The sequence below is a fragment of the Thiohalobacter thiocyanaticus genome (assembly GCF_003932505.1).
Lineage (GTDB): Bacteria > Pseudomonadota > Gammaproteobacteria > Thiohalobacterales > Thiohalobacteraceae > Thiohalobacter > Thiohalobacter thiocyanaticus.
The window spans coordinates 321,551-344,206 of the sequence record NZ_QZMU01000001.1; the positions used below are offsets into that span (position 1 = coordinate 321,551).

Annotated in this window: 23 protein-coding genes and 1 pseudogene; 10 read left to right on the forward strand and 14 right to left on the reverse strand. The window is 63.9% G+C overall.

Features of this window, described 5'->3' with window-relative positions:
- Positions 1-56 precede the first annotated feature (56 nt).
- Complete coding sequence (locus D6C00_RS01555; RefSeq protein ID WP_125180006.1) at positions 57-779, forward strand: glutathione S-transferase; 723 nt, start codon at positions 57-59, stop codon at positions 777-779.
- A gap of 23 nt (positions 780-802) precedes the next feature.
- Here D6C00_RS01555 and D6C00_RS01560 read toward each other — a convergent pair whose 3' ends face one another.
- From D6C00_RS01560 to D6C00_RS01570, 3 genes are all read right to left on the reverse strand, one after another.
- A complete protein-coding gene (locus tag D6C00_RS01560) occupies positions 803-1,246 on the reverse strand; it encodes a phosphate-starvation-inducible PsiE family protein (RefSeq protein ID WP_125180007.1) in 444 nt (147 codons plus the stop codon).
- 70 nt (positions 1,247-1,316) lie between these two features.
- The gene (locus tag D6C00_RS01565) at positions 1,317-1,946 is read right to left on the reverse strand and encodes a hypothetical protein (protein WP_241546765.1); all 630 of its coding nucleotides are present in this window, start codon (positions 1,944-1,946) and stop codon (positions 1,317-1,319) included.
- A 115-nt stretch (positions 1,947-2,061) separates the two neighbouring features.
- On the reverse strand, positions 2,062-2,346 hold the full coding sequence (locus D6C00_RS01570; protein ID WP_125180008.1) for a hypothetical protein: 285 nt from the start codon (positions 2,344-2,346) through the stop codon (positions 2,062-2,064).
- A 153-nt stretch (positions 2,347-2,499) separates the two neighbouring features.
- On the opposite strand from D6C00_RS01570, the pseudogene D6C00_RS16515 reads away from it, so the two are divergent.
- A pseudogene (locus D6C00_RS16515) lies at positions 2,500-2,592 on the forward strand (glutathione S-transferase); the annotation flags it as partial.
- Positions 2,593-2,645: 53 nt separating this feature from the next.
- Here D6C00_RS16515 and D6C00_RS01580 read toward each other — a convergent pair.
- On the reverse strand, positions 2,646-3,197 hold the full coding sequence (locus tag D6C00_RS01580) for a hypothetical protein (protein WP_125180009.1): 552 nt from the start codon (positions 3,195-3,197) through the stop codon (positions 2,646-2,648).
- 106 nt (positions 3,198-3,303) lie between these two features.
- On the opposite strand from D6C00_RS01580, the gene D6C00_RS15375 reads away from it, so the two are divergent.
- On the forward strand, positions 3,304-3,582 hold the full coding sequence (locus tag D6C00_RS15375) for a hypothetical protein (RefSeq protein WP_158675243.1): 279 nt from the start codon (positions 3,304-3,306) through the stop codon (positions 3,580-3,582).
- Between the two features lie 96 nt (positions 3,583-3,678).
- Here D6C00_RS15375 and uvrA read toward each other — a convergent pair whose 3' ends face one another.
- Together uvrA and D6C00_RS15905 are read right to left on the reverse strand one after the other, a co-directional pair.
- Positions 3,679-9,018 carry an excinuclease ABC subunit UvrA gene (gene uvrA / locus D6C00_RS01590; protein WP_125180010.1) on the reverse strand — a complete coding sequence of 1,780 codons (5,340 nt, stop codon included), beginning with the start codon at positions 9,016-9,018 and terminating at the stop codon, positions 3,679-3,681.
- Positions 9,018-9,440: a hypothetical protein gene (locus D6C00_RS15905; RefSeq protein WP_125180011.1), complete on the reverse strand. Its 423-nt coding sequence runs from the start codon at positions 9,438-9,440 to the stop codon at positions 9,018-9,020. Before D6C00_RS15905 ends, uvrA begins: the two co-directional genes overlap by 1 nt.
- Positions 9,441-9,707: 267 nt before the next feature.
- Here D6C00_RS15905 and D6C00_RS01600 point away from each other — a divergent pair, with 267 nt between their 5' ends.
- Positions 9,708-10,106 carry a hypothetical protein gene (locus D6C00_RS01600; protein WP_125180012.1) on the forward strand — a complete coding sequence of 133 codons (399 nt, stop codon included), beginning with the start codon at positions 9,708-9,710 and terminating at the stop codon, positions 10,104-10,106.
- A gap of 130 nt (positions 10,107-10,236) precedes the next feature.
- On the opposite strand, the gene D6C00_RS01605 is transcribed toward D6C00_RS01600, so the two are convergent.
- The 4 genes from D6C00_RS01605 to D6C00_RS01615 form a co-directional block, all read right to left on the reverse strand.
- Positions 10,237-11,397, reverse strand: coding sequence for an NAD(P)/FAD-dependent oxidoreductase (locus D6C00_RS01605; protein WP_206609478.1), 1,161 nt, complete (start codon positions 11,395-11,397; stop codon positions 10,237-10,239).
- A complete protein-coding gene (locus D6C00_RS15380) occupies positions 11,394-12,026 on the reverse strand; it encodes an SAM-dependent methyltransferase (protein ID WP_158675244.1) in 633 nt (210 codons plus the stop codon). Before D6C00_RS15380 ends, D6C00_RS01605 begins: the two co-directional genes overlap by 4 nt.
- The gene (locus D6C00_RS15385) at positions 11,956-12,690 is read right to left on the reverse strand and encodes a class I SAM-dependent methyltransferase (protein WP_158675245.1); all 735 of its coding nucleotides are present in this window, start codon (positions 12,688-12,690) and stop codon (positions 11,956-11,958) included. Before D6C00_RS15385 ends, D6C00_RS15380 begins: the two co-directional genes overlap by 71 nt.
- An 84-nt stretch (positions 12,691-12,774) precedes the next feature.
- On the reverse strand, positions 12,775-13,455 hold the full coding sequence (locus tag D6C00_RS01615; protein ID WP_241546766.1) for a class I SAM-dependent methyltransferase: 681 nt from the start codon (positions 13,453-13,455) through the stop codon (positions 12,775-12,777).
- Between the two features lie 133 nt (positions 13,456-13,588).
- Between D6C00_RS01615 and ahcY the strand changes: the two genes are divergently transcribed.
- The 3 genes from ahcY (at position 13,589) to D6C00_RS01630 (ending at position 16,638) form a co-directional block, all read left to right on the forward strand.
- Positions 13,589-14,842: an adenosylhomocysteinase gene (ahcY, locus tag D6C00_RS01620; RefSeq protein ID WP_241546767.1), complete on the forward strand. Its 1,254-nt coding sequence runs from the start codon at positions 13,589-13,591 to the stop codon at positions 14,840-14,842.
- 116 nt (positions 14,843-14,958) lie between these two features.
- Positions 14,959-15,471, forward strand: a complete 513-nt coding sequence (locus D6C00_RS01625; protein WP_125180015.1) for a GNAT family N-acetyltransferase — start codon at positions 14,959-14,961, stop codon at positions 15,469-15,471.
- A 12-nt stretch (positions 15,472-15,483) separates the two neighbouring features.
- A complete protein-coding gene (locus D6C00_RS01630; RefSeq protein ID WP_125180016.1) occupies positions 15,484-16,638 on the forward strand; it encodes a M20 family metallopeptidase in 1,155 nt (384 codons plus the stop codon).
- A 78-nt stretch (positions 16,639-16,716) separates the two neighbouring features.
- Here the strand turns inward: D6C00_RS01630 and D6C00_RS01635 are convergent, their stop codons facing one another.
- Together D6C00_RS01635 and D6C00_RS01640 are read right to left on the reverse strand one after the other, a co-directional pair.
- Entirely contained in the window at positions 16,717-17,667 is a 951-nt protein-coding gene (locus D6C00_RS01635; protein WP_158675246.1) for a glycosyltransferase family A protein, read from the reverse strand.
- On the reverse strand, positions 17,664-18,590 hold the full coding sequence (locus D6C00_RS01640) for a sulfotransferase family protein (RefSeq protein ID WP_206609479.1): 927 nt from the start codon (positions 18,588-18,590) through the stop codon (positions 17,664-17,666). Before D6C00_RS01640 ends, D6C00_RS01635 begins: the two co-directional genes overlap by 4 nt.
- A 405-nt stretch (positions 18,591-18,995) precedes the next feature.
- Here D6C00_RS01640 and D6C00_RS01645 point away from each other — a divergent pair, with 405 nt between their 5' ends.
- From D6C00_RS01645 to D6C00_RS01655, 3 genes are all read left to right on the forward strand, one after another.
- Positions 18,996-19,223 (forward strand): DUF2970 domain-containing protein, encoded by a 228-nt coding sequence (locus D6C00_RS01645; protein WP_125180018.1) that lies wholly within the window; start codon positions 18,996-18,998, stop codon positions 19,221-19,223.
- A 190-nt stretch (positions 19,224-19,413) separates the two neighbouring features.
- Positions 19,414-19,740 carry a c-type cytochrome gene (locus tag D6C00_RS01650; RefSeq protein ID WP_125180019.1) on the forward strand — a complete coding sequence of 109 codons (327 nt, stop codon included), beginning with the start codon at positions 19,414-19,416 and terminating at the stop codon, positions 19,738-19,740.
- 26 nt (positions 19,741-19,766) lie between these two features.
- A complete protein-coding gene (locus D6C00_RS01655) occupies positions 19,767-20,114 on the forward strand; it encodes a c-type cytochrome (protein ID WP_125180020.1) in 348 nt (115 codons plus the stop codon).
- 63 nt (positions 20,115-20,177) lie between these two features.
- Here the strand turns inward: D6C00_RS01655 and D6C00_RS01660 are convergent, their stop codons facing one another.
- Both D6C00_RS01660 and recQ read right to left on the reverse strand, forming a co-directional pair.
- Complete coding sequence (locus D6C00_RS01660) at positions 20,178-20,681, reverse strand: DUF1269 domain-containing protein (RefSeq protein WP_125180021.1); 504 nt, start codon at positions 20,679-20,681, stop codon at positions 20,178-20,180.
- 121 nt (positions 20,682-20,802) lie between these two features.
- On the reverse strand, positions 20,803-22,641 hold the full coding sequence (gene recQ, locus D6C00_RS01665) for a DNA helicase RecQ (protein WP_125180022.1): 1,839 nt from the start codon (positions 22,639-22,641) through the stop codon (positions 20,803-20,805).
- Positions 22,642-22,656: the final 15 nt, after the last annotated feature.

A 22,656-nucleotide genomic window follows, 5' to 3' on the forward strand; every position in this document is an offset into this window, starting at 1 on the left:
CTGCGTCAGAATCATGTCGCCAACCGCAGTCCGTCATGGGATTCAGGAGGTGCCGTATGCGCCACGAACTCTTCTACTGGCCCTCCATCCAGGGACGCGGCGAATTCGTGCGGCTGGCGCTGGAGGAAGCCGGCGCCGACTATGTGGATGTGGCGCGCGAGGGCGAAGGCGGTATGCAGACGATGCTGGACCTGATGGAGAACCCGGCGCTGAAGCGCCCGCCCTTCGCCCCGCCCTTCCTCCGGGCCGGCAGACAGATCATCGCCCAGACCGCCAATATCCTCCATTACCTCGGCCCACGGCTGGGTCTGGCGCCCGACTCCGAGACCAATCGGATCTGGGCGCATCAGCTGCAACTGACCGTGGAGGATTTCGTGGTCGATATTCACGACACCCATCACCCCGTCGGCAGCAACCTGTATTACGAGGACCAGAGGCCCGAGGCCCGACGCCGGGCGGAATTCTTCCGGGAGGAGCGCGCCCCGGAACTGCTGAATTATTTCGAGCTTGTGCTGCAGCGCAACAGCGGTGTAGGCGGCCACATGGTCGGCCGCAGCCTCAGCTATGTGGATCTGTCGATGTTCCAGATCGTCACCGGGCTGCGCTACGCCTTCCCGAAGCTGATGTCACGCCTTGAGCCGGACATCCCCGGCCTGATCGCCCTCCATGACCGCGCGGCCAAACGCCCGAACCTGGCGGCCTATCTGGCCTCGGAGCGGCGGCTGCCGTTTAGTGAAGAGGGGATATTCCGGCATTATCCCGAGCTGGATGGCGCATGATGGAAAAATCAAACCCCGCCGGACTACTGCCCACCGTCCTGGTTGGTATGAGAAAATCGAGGAACAGAATGCGATGTTCTTTTAATGACCCAGTATCCGGCGATCAATGCAAAAATAATGGCAGCGACGCCAATCAAGGTTAAGGGGTCATATTCTTTGGGATCCATAGTGATGATCTTGCGGCCGATGGCTATCAGGGAAACGGAAATGATGACATCGAGATCAACACGCCCTTCGTTATAGTATTTCTTCATGGTTTCCAATAGCTCGATACCGATCAATACCAACAGGAACAATCCAAACAGCTCCAGTAATTCATGGATTTCAAGAATGAAGATCGGCGGCTTACGAATGTCTTTTACCAATACCCAGCCCAGCTCCACGACCGAAAGCAAGATCACCAGCGCCAGCATCAGGATCAACGTGGCGACCACGACGCGTTCGAATTTACGCAGATACTCAATCATTATTCCTGTTCACCTTTGAATGATGAAAATCGAGCCATATATCGTGGACCCGAGGCGCCCCCTTGTTTCTTTATTGGAAAGGATCATCTGAAAGCAGGATGCTGATATAGGGCGCGTACGTTAATACAGCGCCCTGCAGGGGGCCCAGGTCATTGAATGCACTCACCACTTGCGCCAGACGCGCTTCATTCTCCGGTTCCGCCTTCAGTGCCTCCAGGGCCGAGAGAAAAGGCTTGATATCCTCGGCAGCAAGATAGGTTTCCAGCATCCGGATCGCGTCCTCGATCCTCGCGACATTGACAAACTCTGCGTTCCCCCGCAACCGGATCTGAACGGACGTATCGCCTTCCGGTGGCTCATGGTGAACGTTGCCACCGAGCCCCGCAGGATGAGAGCCATCAATGCCCCCGGAAGCACCATATTCCTCCAGCACCCGCTGCTTCAGCGTCTCGACAAAGGCATTGAATTCTTCAGGACTTGGGTTATCCAGGAACAGCGATACCAGCGGTTCGTTTTTACCGCGGCCATGAAACTCCAGGTATTGCCTGTTGACAACAGGCTCGGGATTCAATGTTGTCAGAGACACTGTCGACTTTTCCTTATTGAACAGCGTTCTTATCCGGACATTAATGGCATCATCAACGATTTCAAATTCCCTGATGCCTTTAAGAAAGCGTTTTTGTATAAGCTTCATGATCATGGTGGTGTGATACTTTAGCTGAATGCGTGGTTTAACGGTGTCAGTGAGAGCCAATCTGCGCAACGAGATTGCCACGCCTCTGCGTTCCCCGCAATGACAATGTGAATTCGGCCGGTTATTTCTTCTGCGTTCTCACCCACTCCACGTGCCGCCGGACCTTTGCGTCCCGCCTCAGCTTCTCCAGCGTGTTCAGCGTCTTCGCCAGTGTCATCTCGTCGTGGGCATTGTGGATTCCGTTGTGGCAACGGCGGCAAATATTGATACCTTGGGCAAGTTTTTCCTTTGTGTAACGCTTGGCGAAGTGGTTTCGACGGTGGACCTTGCGGGGGATGAGGTGGTGAAAGGTCAGGGGGACGGCGCGGTCGCAGAGGGCGCAGGTTTTGGGAGTGGGATTGGACATTGCGGGCTTTTCCGCTATCGGCGATTCCTTGGAAGTATAGGTGACGGTTCTGGCTCAGAGGTAATCCTTGAGAACGTAAAAGGGGTCGGGAACGTAAAAGGGGTCGGTGACAATTGAGAATGATTACGTATTGTCACTAACCCCTTTTACGGGGTAGCGAAGCGGAAAAATCTGGCGGCCTATCTCGCCACGGAGCGACAACTGGATTTCAATGAGGATGGGATATTCCGGCATTATCCGGAACTGGGGCCCGATAGCCGGGATCCGGAGGATTACTTAAACTCGAGGGTGCTCACCTCTTATTTCCCGAGCTCTTTTGTTGCAACGATCAAGCCGTATGCACCAACAACGATATATCCAACCGCAATCATAAATATCATACGCAAGAATTCTGCCCCACCATGAGGGACAATGAGCGCAGAAATTGCCGTAACCAGTGCCATACCTGTTATCACCAAACTCCCGACGAATGTAGCCAAAGCAGCAATCCGTTCACGAGCTAATATGACGACGAGTAAACACACACCACTAACAAGAAGAATCAGGCCCCATTTAATAAATGATGACGACCAGTGTTGTTGCGATACGAAACCAGGATCGAAGAGGGATCCACCCTGAACAATATACCTCAGCACAATTTTTGCCGATTCAAAAACTGTGATCAGATCTAACTGCGACACATCTGGAGATGGACCTTTTGGCTGAATCGAATGACTTAGGCCGACCATAGAACTAAAGAACTGCCGCCCAACCCCAAAGACAATCAAACACAGCCCCAACAGAAAAACGGTATAGAAAACAGGGTGTCTAAAGAGAATTCCGAATCTTCTGCGTTTGATTGAATTATTCATAGATAGAATAGGCCTATTTTCTAATTGAAAAACTGACTCCAAAAATCAGAAAAATTCACTCATCAGGAACACACACCCAGATTGACATACTGCATCAAACTTCACAATGTCGAAAACATTCACGCACCAGTTATTCTTTCTGCTTTCGCACCCATTCAATGTGCCGGCGGATATACGGGTCGGCCTTGAGTTTATCTGGCGTGTTCAGTTATTTCGCCAGTGTCATCTCGTCGCGGGCATTGTGAATGCCGTTGTGGCAGAGACGACAGACGTGGATGCCTGCGGCGAGCTGTTCCTTCGTATAGTTCTTGGCGAAGTGGTTGCGGCGGCGGACCTTGCGGGGGATGAGGTGATGGAAGGTCAGGGGGGCCGCGCGGCCGCATAGGGCGCAGGTTTTGGGGGTGGTTTTCATTGGGGGGTGGTTGTGGCGGTCTCTGTTGGGCTTCGCTTTGCTCAGCCCAACCTACATAGGATATCCACATCAGGTATTGAGGTAGGGTTTGAGGAAGCGGGCGGTGTGGGATTTCCTGTTGGTGCTGAGGGTCTCGGGGACGCCCTGGGCGACGACGCGGCCGCCGGCATCGCCGCCTTCGGGGCCCAGGTCGGTGAGCCAGTCGGCCTCGGCGAGGACATCGAGATTGTGTTCGATCACCACCACGGTGTGGCCGACGCCGACCAGGCGGTGCAGGACCTGGATGAGCTTTTCCACGTCGGCCATGTGCAGGCCGACGGTCGGTTCGTCCAGGATGTAAAGGGTGCCGGGGCGGGTGCCCTGCCCGGCTTCGTCCGTCCGTACTTTGGCCAGTTCGCTGACCAGCTTGATGCGCTGGGCCTCGCCGCCGGACAGCGTCGGGCTCTGCTGGCCCAGGGTGAGATAGCCCAGGCCGACATCGTCCAGCAGCTGCAGGGCGCGGTGGATCTTCGGGTGGGCCCGGAAGAAGTCCACCGCCTCGCGCACGTCCATGGCCATGACCTCGCCGATGTTCCTGTCTTTGTACAAAACGTCCAGCGTTTCACGGTTGAAGCGGACGCCGTTACACACCTCGCAGGGCACCTTCACGTCGGGCAGGAAACTCATCTCCACCTTCCTGTAGCCCTGCCCCTCGCAGGCCTCGCAGCGCCCGCCCTTCACATTGAAAGAGAAACGGCCCGGGCCGTAGCCGCGCAGGCGCGCCTCGGGCGTGCCGGCGAACAGCCTGCGGATGTCGTCCCAGAAGCCGATGTAGGTCGCCGGGCAGGAACGCGGGGTCTTGCCGATGGGAGTCTGGTCCACCTCCAGCACGCGCTTGAGGTGCTCGATGCCCTCGATGGCCTTACAGCCGATCAGCGCTTCCGCTTTCCTGCGTTTGGACCTGCCGCGCTGCAATAGTTGATGCAGGTTGGTCTGCAGCACCTCGCGCACCAGGGTGGACTTGCCGGAGCCGGACACACCCGAGACGCCGATGAGTCGCCCCACGGGGAAGCGCAGCTTGAGGTTCTTGAGGTTGTGCAGGCGCGCGCCCTGGATCTCGATGAAGGGGTCGGCGCCTCTGCCCTTGATGCGCACCGGGCGGCGTGCGCTCAGCGGATGCTTGAGCGGATGGGCGAGGAACCTGCCGGTGAGTGAGGCGGGCGATTTCATCAGCTGGGCGACGGTGCCGGCAGCGACCACCTCGCCGCCCTGCACGCCGGCGCCGGGGCCGAGGTCGATGACGTGCTCGGCACGGCGGATGGTGTCCTCGTCGTGCTCCACCACCACGATGGTGTTGCCCTTGCCTTCCAGACGGCCGAGGGTGTCCAGCAGCATCCGGTTATCACGCGGGTGCAGGCCGATGGTGGGCTCATCCAGGATGTAGCACACGCCGCGCAGGTTGGAGCCGAGCTGGGCGGCCAGGCGGATGCGCTGGGCCTCGCCGCCGGAAAGCGTGGGCGCGGCGCGGTCCAGGGTCAGATAGCCCAGGCCCACGTCCTGCAGGAAGCCCAGGCGGGTGCGCAGTTCGGGCAGAATGTCGCGGGCGATCTCGGCCTCCCGGCCCTTCGGGCGCAGTCGCTCGAAATGTCTGCCGGCGTCGGCGACGGTCAGACCGGCCAGTTCGGCGATGGAGCTGTCGCGGTAGTAGACTGCCAGCGCCACGGGGTTGAGCCGCTGGCCCTCGCAGGCGGGACAGACGGTCTCCCCGCCCTCCCACCAGTCGTTCCATCCGATCTCTTCGCCGGTCTGCTCCGCGTCGAAGCCCTGCAGGCGCAGACCGGTGCCGTAGCAGGCCCGGCACCAGCCGTGTTTGGAGTTGTAGGAGAACAGCCGCGGGTCCAGTTCGTCGAAGCTGCGGCCGCAGCCGGGGCAGGCGCGGTGGATGGAGAAGGTCACGCCCCTGCTGCTACCCGGGCCGCTGTCCGGCAGCAGCTGGATCACGCCCTTGCCGAGGTCCAGACCGAGCTGGATCAGCTCGCGCAGCCGGCCTTCCTGCCTGGGGCCGACCTTCACCTCGCCGACCGGCAGTTCGATGTCGTGTTCGCGGTAACGGTCCAGGCGCGGCCAGACCTCGGTGGAGATGAGTTCGCCGTCAACGCGCAGGTAATCATAGCCGCGCGCCAGCGCCCACCTGGCCAGATCGGTGTAATAGCCCTTGCGCGCCGTCACCAGCGGTGCGAGTACGGTGATGATCTTGCCGCGGTAGTCGCGCATGACCCGGGCCAGGATGGAAGCCGGGGTCTGCGGCTCCACCGGTATCATGCAGTCGGGGCAGTACTGGGTACCGAGCTTGACGAACAGCAGGCGCAGGAAGTGATGGATCTCGGTGAGCGTGGCCACGGTGGACTTGCGCCCGCCGCGGCTGGTGCGCTGCTCGATGGCCACGGTGGGCGGGATGCCGATAATGGCATCCACGTCGGCACGTGCGGCCGGCTGCACGAACTGCCGGGCATAGGCGTTGAGCGATTCCAGATAGCGGCGCTGGCCCTCGTTGAACAGGATGTCGAAGGCGAGCGTGGACTTGCCCGAACCGGACACACCGGTGATGACGGTGAACTTCTCGCGCGGGATGTCGACGGTGACATTCTTCAGGTTGTGTTCGCGAGCGTGGCGGACTTCGATGTGGCGGGACGGGGCTGTTTTCGTTTGTACCGGTTGCGACTCCGCCGGGATTTCAGTGATGTTGTTCAGGCTGGCGGCGTAGTCCAGTAAGGCCTGGCCGGTATAGCTGACCAGAGCATCTTTCCCGTCATCCCCGCGCAGGCGGGGGTCCAGGCGTCCGCGGTCCCTGGGTCCCGGCATTCGCCGGGACGACGGAGTATTGAGTTCGGATCCCTGCATTAATTCCTGCGGTGTGCCGGCGTACACCAGCTCGCCGCCGCCCTCCCCGCCCTCGGGGCCGATGTCGATGATCCAGTCGGAAGCACCGATGACGTCCAGGTTGTGCTCAATCACCACCAGCGAGTGACCCTCAGTGATCAGGCGGCGGAAGGCGCGCAGCAGTTTGTGGATGTCGTCGAAGTGAAGGCCGGTGGTGGGCTCGTCGAACAGGAACAGCGTCTTCTGCGCGCGCTTCTTCTTCGCGCCGGTCATCGCCAGATGGCCGGCGAGTTTCAACCGCTGGGCCTCGCCGCCGGACAGCGTCGGCACCGGCTGGCCCAGGGTGAGGTAGTCCAGCCCCACGGCGGCCAGCGGCTCCAGGGCCTGCTGCACGGCGGCGTCTTCGGCGAAGAAGGTCAGCGCCTCGGTCACGGTCATGGCCAGCACATCGGCCACGGACACCGCGCCCGTCCGGCTGCCGGCCGGCGGCGGCAGCCGGATTTCCAGCACCTCGGGGCGGTAGCGGCTGCCGTCGCAGTCCGGGCAGCGGATATAGACATCGCTCAGGAACTGCATCTCCACATGCTCGAAACCGTTGCCGCCGCAGGTGGGGCAGCGGCCGTCGCCGGAGTTGAAGCTGAAGGTGCCGGGCCTGTAGCCGCGCTCGCGCGCCTCGGGGTGGGCGGCGAAACGTTCGCGGATGGCGTTCCAGGCGCCGACATAGCTGGCCGGATTGGAGCGGGTGGTCCTGCCGATGGCGGACTGGTCCACCAGCACCACCTCGTCGATCTGCTCGTGGCCGGTGATGGTCTGGTGTTCGCCGGGCGGGTCCACCGGGCTGCCCTTGAGCTGGCGCAGACCGTTGTAGAGCACGGTCTGCATCAGGGTGGACTTACCCGAGCCGGATACCCCGGTCACGCACACCAGCCGGTTGAGCGGCAGGCGTACGTCGATGTGCTTGAGGTTGTGGGCGGCGGCGCCCTTCACTTCGATGCAGGGACCGTTTATATCCGGCGGCGATGACGTTTCATTCTCATCCACCACCGACTTCTCGCCGCGCAGATACTGCGCGGTCAGCGAGCGCTTCGCCTTGAGCAGCTGCTTCGGCGTACCGAAGAAGACCGCCTCGCCACCGCGCTCGCCGGGCCCCGGTCCCAGGTCCAGAATGCGGTCGGCGGCCAGCATGATCTGCGGGTCGTGCTCGACCACCAGCAGGCTGTTGCCGGCGTCGCGCAGCCGTCTGAGCACGCCGTTGATGCGGCCGATGTCGCGCGGGTGCAGGCCGATGCTGGGCTCGTCCAGCACGAACAGGGTGTTGACCAGCGAGGTGCCGAGCGCAGTGGTGAGGTTGATGCGCTGCACCTCGCCGCCGCTCAGGGTGCGCGACTGGCGGTCCAGCGCGAGATAGCCGAGGCCCACCTCCACCAGATAGCCCAGGCGCGCCCGGATCTCGGCCAGCAGCAGTTCGGTGGCCTCGTCCAGCGGCCTGGGCAGTTCCAGCTGCTCGAAGAAGCGCAGGCAGCGGTCCAGCGGCAGCAGCATCAAATCGTGGATGGTCAGGCCGGGGAGCTGCTCGAATGTTACTTCGGAAACCCCTCGTTCAATTCCTGTTTCGTCATACCGGCGCAGGCCGGGATCCAGCATCCGCGGAAGTGTGGATCCCGGCCTGCGCCGGGATGACGGCGTAATTTGAGCGTCTCTGGGAACCTGCATTCCTGACGGGTAAAACCGCTGTGCGGGTTCGAGCACGTTGTCGGCATTCTCCTGCGTGCCCAGCCGCCACAGCAGCGGTTCGGGCTTCAGGCGGGCGCCGCGGCAGGTGGGGCACTCGTTGTAGGCCCGGTAGCGCGACAGCAGCACCCGGATGTGCATCTTGTAGCTCCTGGTCTCCAGCCAGTCGAAGAAGCGCTGCACGCCGTACCACACGCCTGCGTCCCAGTCGCCCTCACCCTCGATCACCCAGCGCTGCTGCTCATCGGTGAGATCACGCCAGGGGATGTCCGTGGGGATGCCGCGCTTGCGGGCGAAGCGCATCAGATCGCCCTGGGATTCGATGTAGCTGTCGGTCTGCCAGGGCTTGATCGCGCCCTCGGCCAGGCTGCGCGCGGGATCGGGGATGACCAGGTTGTAGTCGATGCCCTGGGTGCGGCCGAAGCCGCGGCAGGTTCCGCAGGCGCCGACCGGGGAGTTGAAGGAGAAGCTGTTGGGAATGACCGGCGCGTACTGGATGTCGCAGTCGGCACAGTGCAGTTCGCTGGAATAGCGCCAGGCGGCCTGCGGATTGCCTTGATCGTCCAGCGGCTGGATATTCACATGGCCGTGACCGTGCCTGAGCGCGGTCTCCAGCGCCTCGCTCAGGCGCTCGCGGCGGGAGGGCTCCAGCCGCAGCCGGTCCTGCACCACCTCCAGGCGTCGGTCCTCGAGCCGGGTGATGCGGGTATAGCCCTGCTGGCCGAGCAGACCCTCGACCTCGTCCAGACTGAAGTTGTCCGGCACCTGCAGGGTGAAGCTGACCACGGCGCGCGGGGCCGCGTCCCCGGCGCGCTGCATCAGCGGTCGGCAATGCTCTGCGGCGTGTCGCGGCGCACCCCGGCGCCGCAGCCGCGGCAGTACAGCTGCGCGGCACGGGCGAACAGCAGTTTCAGGTGATCGTTCAGCTCGGTCATGGTGCCGGCCGTGGAGCGCGAGGTGCGCACCGGGTTGGTCTGGTCGATGGCGATCGCCGGCGGGATGCCGTCGATACGGTCGGCGCCGGGCTTGTCCATGCGGTCCAGGAACTGACGGGCGTAGGGCGAGAAGGTCTCCACGTAGCGGCGCTGGCCCTCGGCATAGACGGTGTCGAAGGCGAGCGAGGACTTACCCGAACCGCTCACGCCGGTGACGACGATGAACTCATTCAGAGGCAGGTCCAGATCGAGGTGCTTGAGGTTGTTCTGGCGCGCGCCGCGCACGCGGATGGCGGGTTTTGCCACGTCGGTATCCGGTTGGTGAAGTGGGTATAGAAAGTCCGATTCTACCCGTTCGTCGCCCCGCCTTGTAGGTTGGACAGAACGAAGTAAGGCCCAACGGCACCGTCCAGGTTTCATATCGGGCTTCGCTCTGCTCAGCCCGCCCTGCAGTTCGTGCTATGCGCGGCCTTGCCGGGACGCACCTCCTTCCTTACATAATCACGGGTTGAAGGGCGCAGGCGGACCATCCATTTTTCTCTACACTCTGAACACTGCCAGAGGAGATACGCTATGTATGATTCCCTACACCGTAAGGGGATATCCCTCATCTATGCCCTGGGTGTGTTGTTGAGCTTTGTTTCCGCGCTGGTGCCACAGCCGGCCATGGGCTTCGAACTGGCCGTCAGCGTGCTGCTGGCCGGGCTGTTGCCCTACGTGATCCATGCCTTCACCCTGCCCTTCCTGCAGGGCATGGCCCTGAGTCTGCCGGCGCTGGTGCTGGTGGCCGTCCATGCCTGGCTGGTAGTTACACAACGGGTCATGGATTTCCAGGGTTATGCAGACGGGAGGATCTACAGTGTGCCCCTGGTCCTTACGCTGGTGATGATCGGGTTGCTGGTGTGGGCGCTGCGCAAGCAGCCGATGGGACGGCCCTGGGGACCGCAGTCAAGGCATTCGCTGGATGGGTGAATGCAGCCCATCCTGAAGACTGCAAACTATTCAATGCAGAGTCGCAAAGGCGCTGAGGACGCAAAGAGTCCGTTATGGCTTGTTCTACCCTGTGTTCTTTGCGCCACTGCGCCTTTGCGTTGAGATCTTTTCAGGCCGGACGGGCTCCTAGGCCGCGGTGCGCAACGGCGGCTGATGCACGTGCAGAAACCAACGGTCCAGCACCACGTGGCGGGTAAACCAGCGATTCTTCAGCAGCGGCGCGGCCAGGCGCTGGCGCAATGCGTCCGGTATCAGGCTGTGGTCGCTGGTCTCCAGCGGACCGAAGCGCGCTTCCAGCCGCTGGCGATAAGGCGCAAGGCGCGGCGCCGGCTGATAATCGCCCCGGCCTCGAGCAGGGTCGAACACGCAGGGGCTGAGGGGCCATTACTGCCGATTCGATGGCCGGGCGAATGCCCTCCCCGCTCTGCGGATAGGCAAGTCCCGCGGCGTCGCCGATCAGCAGCACGCCGTCGCGAATGAGCGGCCGGTCACCGTGGGCATAAAGCAGATAGGCGTGGCCCTTGAATCGGTGATCGATATCCGCGGGGATGCGGCCCGAGCGCTTGAGCCAGTCCATGAAGGCGTCGATATGATCGCCGAGTCTGTGGTTGTCCTCCCGGCCCAGGCCGATGTTGAGGTAATCACCCTTGCGGAAGATCCAGCCGTAGCCCTTGAGATCGTTGCAGAAGTACAGCTCCGGCCGGCGCGCATCGACCCGGCAGGCCTCGCGCTGGGTGGGTGTCATCTCGAACTCGATCTCCTTGGCGGCGACCACCGGTTCGCCGCTGCCGACGCGGGCGCCGAGCTGTTTGGCCACGGGACAGAAGTGACCGCCGGCGCCGATCACCAGCGGCGTGCGCAGATGATCATTGATGAGCCATTCACCGTTGCGGCGTTCCATTGTCTTCAGAGGCTCACCCAGCAGCAGACGGGCATCGCTGCGCCGGAGCAGATAATCGTCGAACTCGCAGCGGCGGATGCCGTAGCTGACCACTTGCGGGTAGTCGACCTCCACCGCCCCGTCGCCGATCATGCCGCTGCGGAAACCGCTGATGGGCTGCAGCACGCGATCGCGGACATAGTCGGCGGTGTCGATCTCCAGTGTATTCAGCACCAGCGGCGTGACCCAGCCGGCGCAGACCTTGTCGCGGGGGAAGGTCTTCTTGTCCAGGATCGCCACATCCAACCCGGCGCGGCGCAGCTCGCGGGCGCAGGTCGCGCCGGCCGGCCCGCCACCGACGATCAGGACATCACAGCGTTCGTCGCTCATGTCCGGTTTCCGTAGAGATAGTCGCGCGTCCAGGGCAGGTCGTTGCTGCCGTGGCGGTTGAACACCACCTGGAACAACTGCAGCCCGCCGCTGGTGAAAGCGGCGATGGAACCGGCCAGATACAGCCGCCAGGCACGGAAAAAGGTCTCGTCGAACATCCCGCGCACCTTGTCGGCATTGGTTTCGTAGCGCTCCCACCAGTGCTCCAGGGTGCGGGCGTAGTGCAGACGGATATTCTCGACATCCAGCACCGACAGACCGGCGGGCTCCAGGATCTCGGTGATCTCGCTCAGACTCGGCGGGTAGGCGCCGGGAAAGATGCGCCGCTCGATCCATTCGTTCATGGGACCGGGTGCATCGCGGCCGATGGTGTGGATCAGGCCGCGGCCGTGGGGCGCCAACACCCGATCGATGGTCTCGCCCAGGGCGCCGTAGTTGTCCACGCCCACGTGTTCCAGCATGCCCACCGAGACAAAGGCATCGAACTCGCCGCTCATGGCCCGGTAATCGTCCTCGATGAACTCGACCCGGTCGTCCAGGCCCTCGACTTTGGCGCGTTCACGCGCGAAGGCCAGCTGCTCGCGTGAGATATTGTAGGCCTTGACGCTGACCCCATAGTGGCGCGCCATATGCAGCGCACAGCGCGCCCCAACCACAGCCGGCCTCGGCCACCCGCTGACCCGGCTCCAGTCGCAGCTTGCGGCAGACATGATCCAGCTTGGCGGTCTGTGCCGTCTCCAGGCTGGCCTCGGGATGGGGAAAATAGGCGCAGGTGTAGACCATGCCCTCGTCCAGCCAGAGCCGGTAGAAGTCGTTGCCGATGTCGTAGTGATGGGTGATGTTCTGGCGGGCGCGGTCCTCGGTGTTGCCCTGGCGCCGGGCCAGCAGACGCACCAGCCGGCCACGCAGGCCGTCGCGCCGGACCCGCTCCAGATGGCGGTACACAACGTCCAGGAACTCGGCCAGGTTGCCCTCGACCTCGATGCGCCCGGCGCTGTAGAGTTCGCCGAACTCGTAATAGGGATTACCGAGCAGCTTCTGCAGAGCACGACGGTCATGGATATGCAGACGGGCGACCGGTTCGCGCTGAGTGGAGGCATACTCGCTGCCGTCCCACAGCCGAACGGCCACGGGCGGATGTCCGGCCAGGTCGAACAGGCGCTGCACCAGCCAGTTGCCGGACTGAGGGGGGGCGGGATCGCCGGAGTTGGTCACCTGGCTCATGCGCGGCTGCCCCCCCGGCCCTGCATCAGAGGACTGCTCTTCCAGGTTGCGTTCCGGTTTGTTCAGCATAACCGACTCCTTGCCCTGATCTTTACTCACCGGGTTTACCCAAAATCCCGGAGCAATGCAAGTCACAGCGACCGAAGCCCGTCCCTACTCGACCCGGGCAGCGGCCTGCGTCATCGGCGCGGCCGGCGGCACCGGCATGTCCATCCGGTTGCGCGCATGCAGCAGCATCCAGTAGCCGAACAGGTTGACCGGGATGCGTTCCACCAGATCCAGGCGGGTCTCCCACAGGAATTCCTCCAGGGAGAAATCCGGGCGCCAGCCCAGGCGCCGGGACAGGGGCGCGAGCATGCGCTCGATACCACCGAGCACCGGGTTGGAACTGGAGAAGTGGTTCAGGATGAACAGGTCTCCGCCCGGTCTGCAGACCCGGCTCATTTCCTCGATCAGGCGCGCCGGCTGGGGCGAGACGGTGGCAACGTACATGGCCGCCACCTTGTCGAAGGTTGCTTCATCGAAGCTCATGTTCTCGGCATCCATAAGCTCCAGCCTGACCCGCGACTGCATACCCAGGCGCTGGCAGCGACGCTGGGCCCGCTCCAGCATCTCGGGCGACAGATCGATGCCGGTGATCTCGACATCGGCGGGATACAACGGCAGTGACAGGCCGGTACCCACGCCCACCTCCAGCACCTGGTCGCCGGGCTGCAGGTCCATGCGCTGAACCAGGGTCGTGCGTCCGGCGTGAAACACCCCCCCGAACAGCAGGTCGTAGCCGGCGGCGTAACGCTTGTAACTTTTTCGTATCGCCTCGATGTCCAATGTCATCCCCTTCTGCTGCCTGGACCTGTCAGCCGCACCCCGTCGCAGCCGGATGTGCGCCTGACATGATACATACTATATTAACCATAGGAAAAAATGGACAATCCGTCATCATGCTCAAACAACCATGGTGTCATACATGCCTGATATCAAAAAACCTGCCCTGGCTGCCACCGGCCGCGAACGCATCGCCTGGGCCGCCCGCGAAATGCCGGTGCTGCGACGGCTCAGCGAGGATCTGGCGCGGGAACGCCCGCTGCAGGGGCTGCATGTCAGCGGCTGCCTGCACATCACCACCGAGACCGCCAACCTGGCACTGGCCCTGCAGGCCAGCGGGGCCGAGGTGGTGCTGTGCGCCAGCAATCCGCTCAGCACCCAGGACGACGTCGCCGCCGCCCTGGTCGAGGATCACGGCATCCCGGTGTTCGCCATCCGCGGCGAGTCCACCGAAACCTATTACAGTCATATCAATGCCGCCCTCGATCACCATCCAGTCATCACTCTGGATGACGGCGCCGACCTGGTCAGTGAGATCCACAAGACCCGCCGGGGCCTGATCGATGCCATGCTGGGCGGCACCGAGGAGACCACCACCGGGGTAATCCGGCTGCGGGCCATGGCTGCCGGGGGCGCGCTCGCCTACCCTGTCATCGCCGTCAACGATGCCCTGACCAAGCACCTGTTCGACAACCGCTACGGCACCGGCCAGAGCACCCTGGATGGACTGATCCGAGCCACCAACATCCTGCTCGCCGGCAAGACCTTCGTGGTGTGCGGCTACGGCTGGTGCGGCCGCGGCATCGCCATGCGGGCAAAGGGGCATGGCGCACTTGTGGTTGTCACCGAGGTCGAGCCGCTGCGCGCGCTGGAGGCGGCCATGGACGGCTTTCGCGTCCTGCCGCTAACCGAGGCGGCCGCCATCGCCGATTTCATCGTCACCGCCACCGGCGACAAGCACGTGATCGACAGCCCCCACTTCGAGCGCATGAAGGACGGCTGCGTGCTGGCCAACTCGGGGCATTTCAACGTGGAGATCAACATCCCGGCACTGGAAGCCCTGGCCGTGGAACATCACCGGCCGCGGGCATCGGTCGAGGAATTCATCCTGGCCGACGGCCGCCGCCTGTGCCTGCTGGCCGAGGGCCGGCTGGTCAATCTGGCCGCCGCCGAGGGCCATCCCTCGGCCGTCATGGACATGAGCTTCGCCAACCAGTTGCTCTCGGTGGTGCACCTGGCGCGCCACGGCCGCGGACTGGCAGCCCAGGTGCATCCGGTGCCGGCGGACATCGACCGCGAGGTCGCCCGGCTCAAGCTGGCGGCCATGGGCATCGCCATCGACAGCCTGACCGGGGAGCAGCGCGACTATCTGGCCTCCTGGCAGGAGGGAACCTGAAGGATCCTGAATATGCCGCAAGTGCGGCGCGGTTCGCCTGGTTCTCCTGCTGACAGAACCATTGCGCTCAGGTAGGCTGACATGCTGTCACTCACCCCATCAAAGGCAGCAACACCATGAGCAGCGATCCCGCACCCTCCCTTCACATCCGGGAAATGGAGCTGGAGGATCTATCCACCATCTACGCCCTGGGCGAACGCGTGTTCACCGCCGACAAGTGGCCCAGCCTGTACCGCACCTGGGACGAATACGAAGCGGTCGGCCTGTTCTCTTCCGACGGTGAGTTCTGCCTGGTCGCCGAACGCGACGAGCGCGTGGTCGGCTTCGCGCTGGGCACCCTGATCAACAAGCGCAAGAGCGCCTGGACCTACGGCTACCTGATGTGGCTGGCGGTGGATCCCGACCTCAAGCGCAGCGGCATCGCCTCGCAGCTGGTCGAGGCCCTGACTGCGACCTTCATCCGCGCCGGCGCGCGCATGATGATCGTTGACACCGACGCGGCCAACGAGGCGGCCATCGGCTTCTTTCACAACCACGGCTTCGGCAACGAGGACAAGCACGTCTATCTCAGCAAGAACCTGACCAGCCACCCCGACTATCAACGCCTGCGCGACGAAGGCCCGGACTGAGGAAACCTGCGCATGACGCAGTCACTGGAAAGCATACTGGAGCACGTCGACGACGAGCGCCTGGTCGAACTGCTCACCGAGGCTGTGGCCCAGTACAGCCCCTCCTTCGCCGAGGAACCGGCCATGGAGGTGTTCGCCGCGCGTCTGGCCCAGGCCGGCATCAGCTATCTGCGCCAGCCGGTGGAAACGCCCGGCGGCACCATGGGCGATGCCCGCGCCAACCTGATCGTCCAGCTCGGCCCCGCGCCGCCGGCCTTCATGTGGGTGGGTCATGTCGATACCGTGCCCATGATCGACGAGGAGGAACAGGCCCTGCGCCGGGAAGACGATATCCTGCATGGCCTGGGCACGGCCGACATGAAATCCGGCTGCGCGGCCATCATCGAGGCCGTCACCGCACTGCACGAGGCCGGCGCAGCGTTCAAGCAGGGGCTGTGCATCGCCCTGGTGGTGGGCGAGGAGGAATACGGCGACGGCTCCGAGACCCTGCTGCAGGCGCACACCGCACCGCTGGTGGTGATCGGCGAGCCCACCGGACTCACGCCCTGCATCGATCATTTCAGCTACTACGAATGCCGTCTGGGTGCGCGCGGTACCCGGGCTCATGCCGCCCTGCCCGAGGTCGGCGCCAGCGCCATCCACGCCATGCTGGAATGGATGCAGCAGCTGCTGCAGGTTGGCCGCGAGGCCGAGTTCGCCCGTCAGCTCACCATCAATCCGCGTGAGATCCGCGGCGGTGCCGACCAGTTCGTGGTGGCCGAGGACTGCGAGGCCGCCATCGACATCCATGTCCCGCCCGGGGTGGACAAAACGCAGGTCGACGGTCTGATCGAGACCGCCATGCTACGTGCCCGCGAGACGCATCCGAGCTGCCGGCTGGAATATGAGAACATCTTCTGGGGTCCCGGCTACGCCAATCCCGCCGATCACCCGCTGCTGGCGCCGCTGAGCGCGGCCTATGACGATTGCGGACTGGACTGGGCACCGGTGGCCTTCCGCTCGCACTCCGACGGCAGCCTGTTCCACCAGAGCGGTGCGGTGCCGGTGATCTGCGGCCCGGGCCGACTGGAGGTGGCCCACACCCGAGGCGAGCATGTGGCACTGGAGGAAGTGCGCCAGGCCGCACGCCTGTATGCAGCGATGATCTACGAGGCCTGTGTGAAATAAGGCCTGAGTGTAGGATGGATGGAGCGTAGCGTAACCCATCATACCGGTTGCGATGGGTTGCGCTTCGCTTCACCCATCCTACGCCTGGCGTTTGACTCCCCGCAGCACGGACAGCAGATCGCGTAATGCGCTCCAACCTGGATTCTCCACCAGTCCCGGCGCAATCGCCTTCAACGCCTCCCGCCGCCGCCCCTGGCGCAGCAGCGCCGTGGCCCAGTCACGGCGCACCCGGCGCACCAGTCCCTTCAGGGCACGCCGCACGTCCGGACCTGCATCCCGCAGCTCGGAATGCAGCCGTTTGAAGGTGACGACGGACTCAGTCTGGGCGCGCAGGGTATCGGAACGAATCGCGCCGGTGTCGTGCACGGTGTAGACCGCCAGGGGTTCGCAGACAACACCGATGGCACGGGCACGCGCGCACAGCTTGACGATGCAATAGACATCTTCACCCACGGCGATCCCTGCGGGAAATCCGCCCACCTGCTCGAGCAGCGACTTCGGCACACTCAGGCAGCGGACATCCGAAAACTGATGCACGATGAAGGCGAGGATATCGTCTCCTTCCATTACCGCCTCCCGCGCCCCGCCGGCCCGTTCCAGCAGGCGGCGGCCCACCGGTGTGCCCTCCATGCCGGTGCCGAGCGGGTTGCCGGCCTCATCGCGGTGTTCGAAGTTGCCGACGTAGAAAATCAGTCCCGGTTCGCGCTGTATCCATTCTGCGTGCCACTTCAGACGGTCGGGCAGATAAAGATCGTCGGCATCGAGAAAGGCGATCCAGTCACCGGTCGCGGCCCGGATACCACAATTACGGGCAGCAGACACCCCGGCATTGGGCTGATGAAGATAGTGCACAGGTTCGCCGCAGGCACGCACCCGTTCGGCCGTGTCATCGGTGGAACCATCGTCGACTACGATGATTTCGTGCGCCGGCCAGGTTTGCGAGAGCACCGAATCGATCGCGGCACTGATGGTGTCCGCGCTGTTGTAAGCCGGGATGATAACGGAAAAGCGCGGTGCGGCGATGGTCACGAGCGACCCCCGGTGCCGCCGTACAGGGTGGTCCACTGCGGAAAGGAGCGGCCCAGCAGGGACTCGAGTTCCGCCGTCCGGGCCTGCTGGAGCGGGCGCAGGTACTCGATGGCTGCATTGCGATCCACCGTGGAACGGTCGACCTGCTTCACCGACAGCTTCACGCCCAGGGCGCGGATACCCGGCGGCACTCGCGGGCCGATGCGCTCCCACAGCCGGGAATGCCGCAGCCGGTGCAGCAGGCCGAGACCGCTGACCTGTTCGACCCGGGCGGCGGTGACATTCTCGCGTTCACCCAGATTGGGCGGCACGAAAGCCGCGTCCACCCCCAGCCAGGCGAAGACCCGCTGCACGGTGGTCAGCGGTTCGGCCTTCAGTTCCTCGAAGGTCAGGGTCAGCACCCGCTCCGGACCGAAGGCCTCCAGATAGGGGCGCAGCTGCATGGCATAATCGCTGACCTCGGTATAGTGCGGATCCGCCCGCAGCGCTTCCAGCAGCCCGCGGCGCTCGCCGCGGTGGCTGACCATGTGCCAGTAGTGACTGAGCGTGCGCTCGACCGGGTCGCGCATGATGTAGATGAAACGCGCTCCCGGATTGAAGGCCCGGATCCGCTCCACCACCCCATCGAAGCGCGGCAGCTTGCTGTAGTCGGTGCTCGATTCGCCGATCACATCCGCCGCCCCGGCACCGGCGAACAGTTCCAGGTAACGTGACTCGTCCTCCCAGTAACGCCGCTCCCACATCTCGGGCCAGTAACGTCTGAGCAGGTCCGGCGCCAGGAAATAACAGGGCTCCTTGGGCTCGCACATGAATATCTGCGGATGGGCCGCCAGCAGGGCGTGCAGGGTGGTGGTACCGGATTTCATCGCCCCGATCAGGAACAGGTTGGGCCGGGGCGGGCTGGCGGGCTGGGAAGGATTCACGGTCTGGATCGGTCCGGGCTGCAAAGCCTACAGTATACAGGCCCTGCCCCGGCTGCGGGCAGGCACGGGCGGCCGGCCTTACATGCGCGGGTCAAACCCGATAGACTAGTAGTCCTTCAACATGATATTGATGGGTTCAGCGAAACGAGAAGCGGCCAGGTGCAAGGCGCTTGCCCGCCGGGGTAGCCATTCTACCTCAAGGGCAAGCAACGCCGCAGATGGCCGCTTATCGTCTCGCCCGGAGGGAGCCCCCGAGCGACGCCAGTGCCGCGTTGCAACGCTTGACAAGGGAATGACCCTTACCTGCGCGCTGCGCCTCGCCCTGACGCCGCTCGGGGGCTCTGAACCCATCAATATCATGTTGAAGGACTACTGCGGCATTCGATCCTGAGGGGGGAAAACTGTATGCCGGATTCATCCGATTCCACATCGTCCTCGCCGCCCCTGCGCCGGGTGGTTGTCAGCGTGCTGGCGAGCTTCTTCGGCGTGCAGGGCAGCCGCCGGCACGAGGAGGATTTCACCCGCGGCCGCCCGCTGGTCTATATCGGGGTGGGCCTGGTTGCCACCATCGTGTTCATCCTCACGATATGGTTCGTCGTGCAGGGGGTGCTCAGCGCGGCAGGCGCCGATTGATCCGGCCCAAAACCTTATTATGGGGTTACAAAATCCGGTTATCACGGGCATGCAAAAGCGTGATATCCGGGCCAGTTCAATTATAATCCGGGCAATAACGGGACCGGCTGACAACAAGACGCCGCTGGCGCGCCCGGCCCGGGCCTCACAACAACAAAACCACCAACCTGTAACCACGAGAGCGAGGACTATGAAGACAAAGCATCTATCCGGGCTGCTGATGCTGGCTGCCGCCGGCTGTCTGCCCCTCGGTGCGGCCGCTGAAGGCGATCCGGTCGCCGGCAAGGACAAGGCCTTCACCTGCATGGGCTGTCACGGTGTCCCCAGTTACACCAATGCCTACCCCACCTTCCACGTGCCCAAGCTCGGTGGCCAGCATGCGCAGTACATCGTTGCCGCGCTAAAGGCCTATCAGGACGGACAGCGTCCGCATGGCACCATGCATGCCCAGGCCGCTTCGCTGAGCGAGCAGGACATGCAGGACATCGCGGCCTATTTCTCCCAGCTTGGGAACTGACACCGACTGCACCGAGGAGTGAACCGATGAAAGCCCTGTCTTATATTGCATCCGCCTGCCTGCTGGCCGCGGCCGGCGCCGCGCAGGCCGGCGGCGATCTGGAACGCGGCCGGCAGATCGCTGAACAGCAGTGCCAGGCCTGTCACGGCGTGGACGGCAACGGCGACAACCCCATGTACCCGCGCCTGGCCGGTCAGCACGCCAACTACCTGGCCCACTCCCTGTCCCAGTACAAGAACGGGGAACGCAGCAACGCCATCATGGCGCCCATGGCCGCCGGACTGTCCGAAGCGGATATCGAGGCTGTTGCGGCCTGGTATGGCTCCCGCAGCGGGCTCACCGAGCCACGGGCCCCGCGCATGCTGGAGCGCTGATCCGGCACGGCGCACGCACAGGCCCCGCCCCTGCGGGGCCTTTTTTTGTGCCGGCTGCGTTGCTCAGGGGAAGGCCGGGATGGTCGGCTCGGTCCCGCCGTAGCCGGCCTCGGGATGATGCTTGCGCACCGAAGCCTCGATCTCGCGCACCCGGTCCTTGGGGACATCCACAATCAGCAGAATCTGCCCCTGTGACAGCGGCTGCTCGAAGCGCCGCATCTGGCTGTTGCGCACATCCAGGCCGATCATGCCGCCGGCCCAGGCGCCCATGCCGGCGCCGACCAGACCCATGGCAAGGATTGCTCCGCCGGTGATCACGACATCCGGCATCAGCAGGGCCACCAGACCGGCCACGATGCCGGTCGCCCCGCCGAAGGCGATACCGCGTTCCATCCCGGGAATGAAGTCGCTGCGCTGGGCCAGCGAGGCGCGGGGCAGATCGCCCAGGTCGATGTCGTCACGGGCCATGACGTGAATGTGGCGATCATCGATACGCTGCAGCAGCAGCTCTTCGACCGCCTTATGGGTAACTTCCAGGTCCGGCAGGAGAAAATAGAGCCGTCTCATCGTCCACCTCCTGTTATGTGTGCGGACAGATTGATACTCCCGTTACCCCAAGCCTAGTCCAGATCAGACGCCTGACAATGCCCGGCTGATGATTGATTGAATGGCTAGCCATTATATTTTTTTATGATGTCTGCGTTTCACACCAGGCGGTGATCAGCTGCAGGAAATCACTGCCGTAACGCTCGAACTTGGTCTGACCGACACCGCTGATGGCCAGCAGGGCCTCGGGGTCGCGCGGTTTGGCGCGCGCCATCTGGATCAGGCTGGCATCGCCGAAGATGATATAGGGCGGCACCCCCTGGGTATCGGCCAGGCGTCTGCGCAGGCCGCGCAGCTGCTCGAACAGGGCCTCGTCGTAGGGCCCGCCGTCGGCCGCCGCGCGCGGCCGCTTGCCACGACTGCGCTCACGTACCCGCGGCCGGGCCAGTTCCAGGTCCTGCTCGCCGCGCAGCAGCGGGCGGGCGCGTTCGGTCAGCTTGAGCACCGAGTAGTTGGCCACGTCCTGGGTCAGGTAGCCCAGATGGATGAGCTGGCGCACGATGGAAACCCATTCCTGCTCGCTGAGTTCGCTGCCGATGCCATAAGTTGAGAGTCGGTCGTGGCCGAGCCGGCGGATGCGTTCGTTGTCCAGCCCGCGCAGCACATCCACCACATGCTTGACGCCGAAGCGCTGGCCGACCCGGTAGACGCAGGACAGGGCCATCTGCGCCTGGACCGTGGCGTCGAACCGCTCGGGCGGGTCCAGACAGATATCGCAGTTGCCGCAGTCCTGCTCCAGGCTCTGGCCGAAATAATTGAGCAGGATGCGGCGGCGGCAGACCCGGCTCTCGGCGAAGTCCACCATGGCGTTGAGCTTATGCAGCTCGATGCGGCGCTGATCCGCGTCCTCGGTATTGTCCACCAGCCGACGGGCGGTGACGATGTCCTGCTGACCGTGCAGCAGCAGCGCCTCGGCCGGCAGGCCGTCGCGGCCCGCCCGGCCGGTCTCCTGGTAGTAGCCTTCGATGTTGCGCGGCAGATCATAGTGAATCACGAAGCGCACGTTGGGTTTGTCGATGCCCATGCCGAAGGCCACCGTGGCCACCACCAGGTCGAGCCGGTCACGCAGGAAATCCTCCTGCACCTGCCGGCGCTGTCCGGCCGGCAGGCCGGCGTGATAGGCGGCGGCGCGCAGGCCGCGTTCGGCCAGCCGCCCGGCCACCTCGTCGACCCGTTTGCGGCTGAGCGCATAGACGATCCCGGCCTGCTCCGGGCGCGCCTCCAGGAAGGCCAGCAGCTGATCGAAGGGCTTGTGCTTTTCCAGCACGCTGTAGCGGATGTTGGGCCGGTCGAAGCCGGTGACATGCTGCTGCGCCGCCTCCAGCCCCAGCACCCTCAGGATGTCGGTGCGGGTCTGGGCGTCGGCGGTGGCGGTGAGCGCGATCCGGGGCACACCGGGGAAATGTTCGCCCAGCCCACCCAGGCGGGCATATTCTGGCCGGAAATCGTGCCCCCACTGGGACACGCAGTGGGCCTCGTCGATGGCGATCAGCGCAATGGAGATGTCCTGCAGGCGTCCCAGGAAGCCGTCGCTCAGCAGCCGCTCGGGGCTGACATAGAGCAGATCCAGCTCCCCGGCATGCAGCCGGGCCAGCACCTGGCGCGCGGCGTCCCCATCCAGGCTCGAGTTGTAGCAGGCCGCCGCCACGCCGTTGGCCTGCAGGGCGGCGACCTGATCCTGCATCAGCGAGATCAGGGGCGAGACCACCAGGGCGGTGCCGGGGCGCAGCAGGGCCGGGATCTGGTAGCACAGGGATTTGCCGCCACCGGTGGGCATGAGCACGAAGACATCCTCGCCGGCGGCGAGCTGCTCGATAATCGTCTGCTGGTAAGGCCGGAAATCAGCGTAACCGAAGGTGCTGCGCAGGATGCGGCGGGCAGCGGTGCCCGGCGTGTCGCTGGAGTGAGGCTGCGGGTCCATCCGCGTCATTCTACC

What these genes read in the sequence shown, in the direction of transcription:
- D6C00_RS01600 (WP_125180012.1), top strand. Translation starts at nt 9,708, where the DNA reads ATGTATGATTCCCTACACCGTAAGGGGATATCCCTCATCTATGCCCTG.
- D6C00_RS01645 (WP_125180018.1), top strand. Translation starts at nt 18,996, where the DNA reads ATGCCGGATTCATCCGATTCCACATCGTCCTCGCCGCCCCTGCGCCGG.
- D6C00_RS01560 (WP_125180007.1), bottom strand. Translation starts at nt 1,246, where the DNA reads ATGATTGAGTATCTGCGTAAATTCGAACGCGTCGTGGTCGCCACGTTG.
- D6C00_RS01565 (WP_241546765.1), bottom strand. Translation starts at nt 1,946, where the DNA reads ATGATCATGAAGCTTATACAAAAACGCTTTCTTAAAGGCATCAGGGAA.
- uvrA (WP_125180010.1), bottom strand. Translation starts at nt 9,018, where the DNA reads ATGCAGCGCGCCGGGGACGCGGCCCCGCGCGCCGTGGTCAGCTTCACC.
- D6C00_RS15380 (WP_158675244.1), bottom strand. Translation starts at nt 12,026, where the DNA reads ATGGCGCGCCACTATGGGGTCAGCGTCAAGGCCTACAATATCTCACGC.
- D6C00_RS01605 (WP_206609478.1), bottom strand. Translation starts at nt 11,397, where the DNA reads ATGAGCGACGAACGCTGTGATGTCCTGATCGTCGGTGGCGGGCCGGCC.
- D6C00_RS01570 (WP_125180008.1), bottom strand. Translation starts at nt 2,346, where the DNA reads ATGTCCAATCCCACTCCCAAAACCTGCGCCCTCTGCGACCGCGCCGTC.
- D6C00_RS01660 (WP_125180021.1), bottom strand. Translation starts at nt 20,681, where the DNA reads ATGAGACGGCTCTATTTTCTCCTGCCGGACCTGGAAGTTACCCATAAG.
- ahcY (WP_241546767.1), top strand. Translation starts at nt 13,589, where the DNA reads ATGCCTGATATCAAAAAACCTGCCCTGGCTGCCACCGGCCGCGAACGC.
- D6C00_RS15385 (WP_158675245.1), bottom strand. Translation starts at nt 12,690, where the DNA reads ATGCTGAACAAACCGGAACGCAACCTGGAAGAGCAGTCCTCTGATGCA.
- D6C00_RS01580 (WP_125180009.1), bottom strand. Translation starts at nt 3,197, where the DNA reads ATGAATAATTCAATCAAACGCAGAAGATTCGGAATTCTCTTTAGACAC.
- D6C00_RS15375 (WP_158675243.1), top strand. Translation starts at nt 3,304, where the DNA reads ATGTCGAAAACATTCACGCACCAGTTATTCTTTCTGCTTTCGCACCCA.
- D6C00_RS01615 (WP_241546766.1), bottom strand. Translation starts at nt 13,455, where the DNA reads ATGACATTGGACATCGAGGCGATACGAAAAAGTTACAAGCGTTACGCC.
- D6C00_RS01655 (WP_125180020.1), top strand. Translation starts at nt 19,767, where the DNA reads ATGAAAGCCCTGTCTTATATTGCATCCGCCTGCCTGCTGGCCGCGGCC.
- D6C00_RS01650 (WP_125180019.1), top strand. Translation starts at nt 19,414, where the DNA reads ATGAAGACAAAGCATCTATCCGGGCTGCTGATGCTGGCTGCCGCCGGC.
- recQ (WP_125180022.1), bottom strand. Translation starts at nt 22,641, where the DNA reads ATGGACCCGCAGCCTCACTCCAGCGACACGCCGGGCACCGCTGCCCGC.
- D6C00_RS01625 (WP_125180015.1), top strand. Translation starts at nt 14,959, where the DNA reads ATGAGCAGCGATCCCGCACCCTCCCTTCACATCCGGGAAATGGAGCTG.
- D6C00_RS01630 (WP_125180016.1), top strand. Translation starts at nt 15,484, where the DNA reads ATGACGCAGTCACTGGAAAGCATACTGGAGCACGTCGACGACGAGCGC.
- D6C00_RS01555 (WP_125180006.1), top strand. Translation starts at nt 57, where the DNA reads ATGCGCCACGAACTCTTCTACTGGCCCTCCATCCAGGGACGCGGCGAA.